Origin of the sequence: Streptomyces sp. 15-116A (genome assembly GCF_025290915.1) — a bacterium.
In the GTDB taxonomy this organism is placed as follows: Bacteria; Actinomycetota; Actinomycetes; order Streptomycetales; family Streptomycetaceae; genus Streptomyces.
On record NZ_JAOCQE010000358.1, the window covers coordinates 1 to 5,352 of the forward strand.

3 protein-coding genes and 1 pseudogene are annotated in these 5,352 nt (G+C 70.1%); 3 read left to right on the forward strand and 1 reads right to left on the reverse strand.

Annotation, left to right across the window (positions count from 1 at the left end; all coding sequences use genetic code 11):
• The 3 genes and pseudogenes from N4P33_RS32085 to N4P33_RS32095 all read left to right on the forward strand — a co-directional run.
• Nucleotides 1–568, forward strand: a pseudogene (locus N4P33_RS32085) (hypothetical protein); the annotation flags it as partial.
• Nucleotides 569–726: 158 nt separating this feature from the next.
• Nucleotides 727–2,706, forward strand: coding sequence for a threonine--tRNA ligase (gene thrS, locus N4P33_RS32090; protein ID WP_260830462.1), 1,980 nt, complete (start codon nucleotides 727–729; stop codon nucleotides 2,704–2,706).
• 81 nt (nucleotides 2,707–2,787) lie between these two features.
• Nucleotides 2,788–3,336 (forward strand): HIT domain-containing protein, encoded by a 549-nt coding sequence (locus N4P33_RS32095; protein ID WP_260830463.1) that lies wholly within the window; start codon nucleotides 2,788–2,790, stop codon nucleotides 3,334–3,336.
• A gap of 94 nt (nucleotides 3,337–3,430) precedes the next feature.
• Here the strand turns inward: N4P33_RS32095 and N4P33_RS32100 are convergent, their stop codons facing one another.
• Nucleotides 3,431–5,086, reverse strand: coding sequence for a hypothetical protein (locus N4P33_RS32100; RefSeq protein WP_260830464.1), 1,656 nt, complete (start codon nucleotides 5,084–5,086; stop codon nucleotides 3,431–3,433).
• Between the last annotated feature and the right edge of the window lie 266 nt (nucleotides 5,087–5,352).

A 5,352-nucleotide genomic window follows, 5' to 3' on the forward strand; every position in this document is an offset into this window, starting at 1 on the left:
CGCCGTCGAGGCGGGCGTCAGCCACGAACTCACCGAGGCCCTCGTCGCCCTGGTCCGCGGCAGCGAGGGCGCCCGCATCGCCGTCGCCTGGGCACCGGCGGCGGGCGTTCCCGACGGCTGCGCGGCCCGTCCCGAACCCGTCGAGTTCACCCCCGGTGACCTGCCGGTCCTGCGCGAGGCCGGCGCCCGCTACCGGCGCGAGGAGCCCTCCGTGCCGGTGCGGATCACCGGCGCGGTGGTCCGCATGCGCAGGTTGGGGCCGCGCGGCGCGGGCACCGTGCGGCTGCGGGTGCTCGCCGGGGCCGACCTCGGCCACGTCCGCATCAGCCTCGGCGAGGAGGACTACCGCATCGCCGGACACGCCCACCTCGTCGGCCTCCCGGTACGGGTACGCGGACGACTGGAGAGCCGCGGCGGCTTCCGCCGCCTGACCGACGTCGCCGAACTGGCCCCGGTCCAGGTCGACGACGCCGAGCGCGACCGCCTGCTGAAGGCGATCCAGGAGAACGCCGAGACGGCGGCCTTCTTCGGCGAGGCCTGCGGGCCGGACGGCGAGGAGGAGGACTGAGGGTGAGGGATGACCCGGTGAACGGCTCCAGGTGAGCGGGGTGGCCCCGGACGCGGGGACGTTTTCGCTCCCGTGGGGCCGGGGTCGGTACGATCGGGTCTCGTGCGTGCGCTCCGGTACGGCGCCCGCGATCCACTTCCTTCAGTCAGGAGAGACCGGTGTCAGACGTCCGTGTGATCATCCAACGCGATTCCGAGCGGGAAGAACGCGTGGTGACGACGGGCACTACGGCCGCCGAGCTCTTCGCCGGCGAGCGCTCGATCATCGCCGCGCGCGTGGCCGGTGAGCTCAAGGACCTCTCCTACGAGGTGCGGGACGGCGAGACCGTCGAGGGCGTCGAGATCTCCTCGGAGGACGGCCTCAACATCCTGCGCCACTCCACCGCGCACGTCATGGCCCAGGCCGTGCAGGAGCTGTTCCCCGAGGCCAAGCTGGGCATCGGCCCGCCCGTCAGGGACGGCTTCTACTACGACTTCGACGTCGAGAAGCCCTTCCACCCCGATGACCTCAAGGCCATCGAGAAGAAGATGCAGGAGATCCAGAAGCGCGGCCAGCGCTTCTCCCGCCGTGTGGTCTCCGAGGAGGCCGCCCGCGAGGAACTGGCCGGCGAGCCATACAAGCTGGAGCTCATCGGCCTCAAGGGCAACGCCGCGCAGGCCGCCGACGGCGCGGACGCGGAGGTCGGCGGGGGCGAGCTGACCATCTACGACAACCTGGACGCCAAGACCGGCGAACTGTGCTGGAAGGACCTCTGCCGCGGTCCCCACCTGCCCAGCACCCGCCACATCCCGGCGTTCAAGCTGATGCGCAACGCGGGCGCCTACTGGCGCGGCAGCGAGAAGAACCCCATGCTGCAGCGCATCTACGGCACCGCCTGGCCCACGAAGGACGAGCTCAAGGCCCACCTGGACTTCCTCGCCGAGGCCGAGAAGCGCGACCACCGCAAGCTGGGCCACGAGCTGGACCTGTTCTCCATCCCGGAGCAGATCGGCTCCGGCCTCGCCGTCTTCCACCCCAAGGGCGGCATCGTCCGCCGGGTGATGGAGGACTACTCGCGGCGCCGCCACGAGGAGGAGGGCTACGAGTTCGTCTACACCCCGCACGCGACGAAGGGGAAGCTCTTCGAGACCTCGGGCCACCTGGACTGGTACGCCGACGGCATGTACCCGCCCATGCAGCTCGACGAGGGCGTGGACTACTACCTCAAGCCCATGAACTGCCCGATGCACAACCTGATCTTCGACGCGCGCGGGCGTTCGTACCGCGAACTGCCGCTGCGTCTGTTCGAGTTCGGGACCGTGTACCGGTACGAGAAGTCGGGCGTCGTGCACGGCCTGACCCGGGCCCGCGGCTTCACCCAGGACGACGCGCACATCTACTGCACCCGCGAGCAGATGTCCGAGGAGCTCGACAAGACCCTCACCTTCGTCCTGAACCTGCTGCGCGACTACGGCCTCACCGACTTCTACCTGGAGCTGTCCACCAAGGACCCGGAGAAGTTCGTCGGCACCGACGAGGCGTGGGAAGAGGCCACCGAGACGCTGCGCCAGGTCGCCGAGAAGCAGGGCCTGCCGCTCGTCCCGGACCCGGGCGGCGCCGCCTTCTACGGCCCGAAGATCTCCGTCCAGGCCAAGGACGCGATCGGCCGCACCTGGCAGATGTCGACGATCCAGCTCGACTTCAACCTGCCGGAGCGCTTCGACCTGGAGTACACCGCCGCGGACGGTTCCAAGACCCGCCCGGTGATGATCCACCGCGCGCTGTTCGGCAGCATCGAGCGGTTCTTCGCGGTGCTGCTCGAGCACTACGCGGGCGCCTTCCCGGCGTGGCTCGCGCCTGTCCAGGCGATCGGCATCCCGATCGGCGACGCGCACGTCGAGTACCTGGAGAAGTTCGCCGCGCAGGCGAAGAAGCAGGGGCTGCGGGTCGAGGTGGACTCCTCCTCCGACCGCATGCAGAAGAAGATCCGCAACGCGCAGAAGCAGAAGGTGCCCTTCATGGTCATCGCCGGTGACGAGGACATGGCCAACGGCGCCGTCTCCTTCCGTTACCGCGACGGTTCGCAGGAGAACGGCATCCCCGTCGACGAGGCCATCGCGAAGATCGTGAAGGTCGTCGAGGAGCGGACGCAGGTCTGACCGCACGGCTGACGGCAGGGCCCCCGGGAGCGATCCCGGGGGCCTTTTCGTGGGCGTGCGGCAACGCCATATGCTGCACGCATGACGAGTGAGCCGGAGCAGCAGTTGGGAGTGGGGACGCAGGACGCGTTCCAGCGTCTGTGGACGCCCCACCGGATGGCCTACATCCAGGGGGAGAACAAGCCGACCGGCCCGGGCGCCGACGACGGCTGCCCCTTCTGCTCCCTCCCGGCCAAGTCCGACGAGGACGGGCTGATCCTCAGGCGCGGCGAGCAGGTGTACGCGGTGCTCAACCTGTACCCGTACACCGGCGGCCACCTGATGACCGTGCCCTACCGGCACGTCGCCGACTACACCGAGCTCACCCCGGAGGAGACGGCGGAGCTCGCCGAGCTGACCAAGCAGGCGATGACCGCGCTGCGGGTCGCGTCCGGCGCGCACGGGTTCAACATCGGCATGAACCAGGGCACGGTGGCCGGCGCGGGCATCGCGGCGCATCTGCACCAGCATGTCGTTCCGCGCTGGGGCGGCGACACGAACTTCATGCCGGTGGTGGGCCACACGAAGGTACTGCCGCAGCTTCTGGCCGACACGAGGAAGATGCTGGCGGAGGCCTGGCCTACGGGTTGACCTTGCAGCGGGGCTCAGCCATATCCAGCCCGTCCGGCGTTTGAGGACGAGGCCGTTTAGGCCGATGGGGGTCTGGGGGCGCAGCCCCCAGAACCTACGCGTCGTACACGTCCGCCTTCCGCGGCGCCGCGTCCTGCACCGCCGTGCTCAGGAACGAGGACCGCGTACCGAACTTCTCCGTGTCCACCCCGTTCTCCTCCAGCACCTTGATCGCCGCGGCGTGCACCACCCGCAGCACCGGCGTAGCGGCGCGCAGCGCATCGTCGGCCATGAAGCGGTGCCGCCACGGCTTGTCCGCCCACGCGTGCCGCAGACCGAACGGCTCGGGCAGGGTCAGCGTGCCGCCGAGCCAGTTCAGCAGCGGGGGATACCAGGTCAGCGGGGCGCGGGCGGTGAGCCGTACGACCTCGTCCGCGTCGACCAGCGGGAGCTTCACCTTGCGGGTCTCCCAGAACTTGATCGACTTCTGGACCTCCTTCTCCTTGGCCGCCGGTTTGGTGGTGAACAGGGAGTGCACCGGCCCCAGCGCGTGCCCGGTGACCTCGATGCGCAGGGTCTCGTGCAGCACGGTCACCGTGATCAGCATGGTGATGACCAGCTGGCCGTCCCACAGCGTCCACTGGACCCCGAGGTAGTGCCGGTCGCCCGCGCCGAACTGCTGCTTGTTGCAGATGTCCTGTATCGCGTGCGTCTTGACGCGGTACGCCTCGACGTCCGTGCCCTGTGGGCGGGAGACCTCCTTGGCGTTCTCCGCGATCGGGGTGACGATCCAGTGCTGTATGGACGGCTTGGGGAAGCCGCCCGTGTTCAGCGGGCCCCGCTCCAGCATGCGCAGCCGGTCCTGGACGGCCCTGATGACGTCCCAGCTGCGGAACGGGTGGATCTCCCGGTCGGGGTCGGCGGGCACCAGATCCTCGGCGAGCTGCCAGCTGCCCCAGCGCGTGCCCATGCCGAGTATGCCCTTGGGCCCGGCGTAGAACACCGAGTTGGACTGCTGTTCGGCAGTGAGCCGGGCCAGGGACTGGCGCAGCTGCTCGGCCGCCTTCTCGCCGGGGCTGCTCGGCACCGCCTCGGGCACCTTGGCGCCGACGCTGGTGCCGGACAGCAGGCCCTCCCAGCGCTCGCGCAGGTCCCGCGCCGTGCGCTCGCAGATCTGCTTGGCCCAGAACCAGCCCACCACCGGCGCGACGACCGCCGCACGCGCGTACCACCCCCAGAACCCGCCGAAGGGCATGCGGATCAGGAACAGCACCGCGAGCGCGCCCACCGCGACGAGCAGGGTGGTGGCGAGGGCGCCGGCCCGCTTGTCCTCCCGTTTGGCGACGGTGGTGCGGATCTGGAAGACCAGCAGCCACACCAGCAGCCCCGGCAGGAACAGCAGCCCGCACAGCACCATCACGGCGGACAGCCAGTTGTCCCGCTCCCGGCGGATGCGATGGGCGGCGAGCGCATGCTCGACCACCACCTGCGGCTGGGTACCGAAGGACTGGATGAGCGGCTTGCGTTCCGCGCCGAGCATGCGGTCGATGACGGCACGGGAGAACGCCTCGCCGAGATTCGGCCGGAACAACGCGATCTTCGGCGCGCTCACCGCCGATGTGTGCCACTCGCTGTTCGCCTGGAGGATGTCCTTCGCCTCGTTGTCCCGGTAGGCCGCCGAGGCCAGCGCGAACGTCGGCGTCTGCCCCTCGTCGCCCGTGCGCGGCACCTGCGGACCGAAGAAGTCCGCGTAACCGCCGTCAACGGTCATTCCCGCCCCCGATCGCCGCGACCACTCGTCTTGCGGCCTTCCCGACTTCCTTGCTGCGCACACCTGTTGATCAGGGTCCTCAGCGTATCCGCAGCCACTGTCATCCGTCTGCGGACGGCCCGAGCCGACCGCGGAGGTGAACGGAAGCGTGGTGCGGACGCGTGCGCCCGGGCGCCCGCGCACGCTGCGCGGGCGCCCGGCGTCGTCCCTCAGGCGCTGCGCGCCTCCTCGCGCACCCGTTCCGCGACCTGCGGCGGCATCGGCTC

Coding starts and splice junctions, on each gene's coding strand:
- N4P33_RS32095 (WP_260830463.1), top strand. CDS start 2,788: ATGACGAGTGAGCCGGAGCAGCAGTTGGGAGTGGGGACGCAGGACGCG.
- N4P33_RS32100 (WP_260830464.1), bottom strand. CDS start 5,086: ATGACCGTTGACGGCGGTTACGCGGACTTCTTCGGTCCGCAGGTGCCG.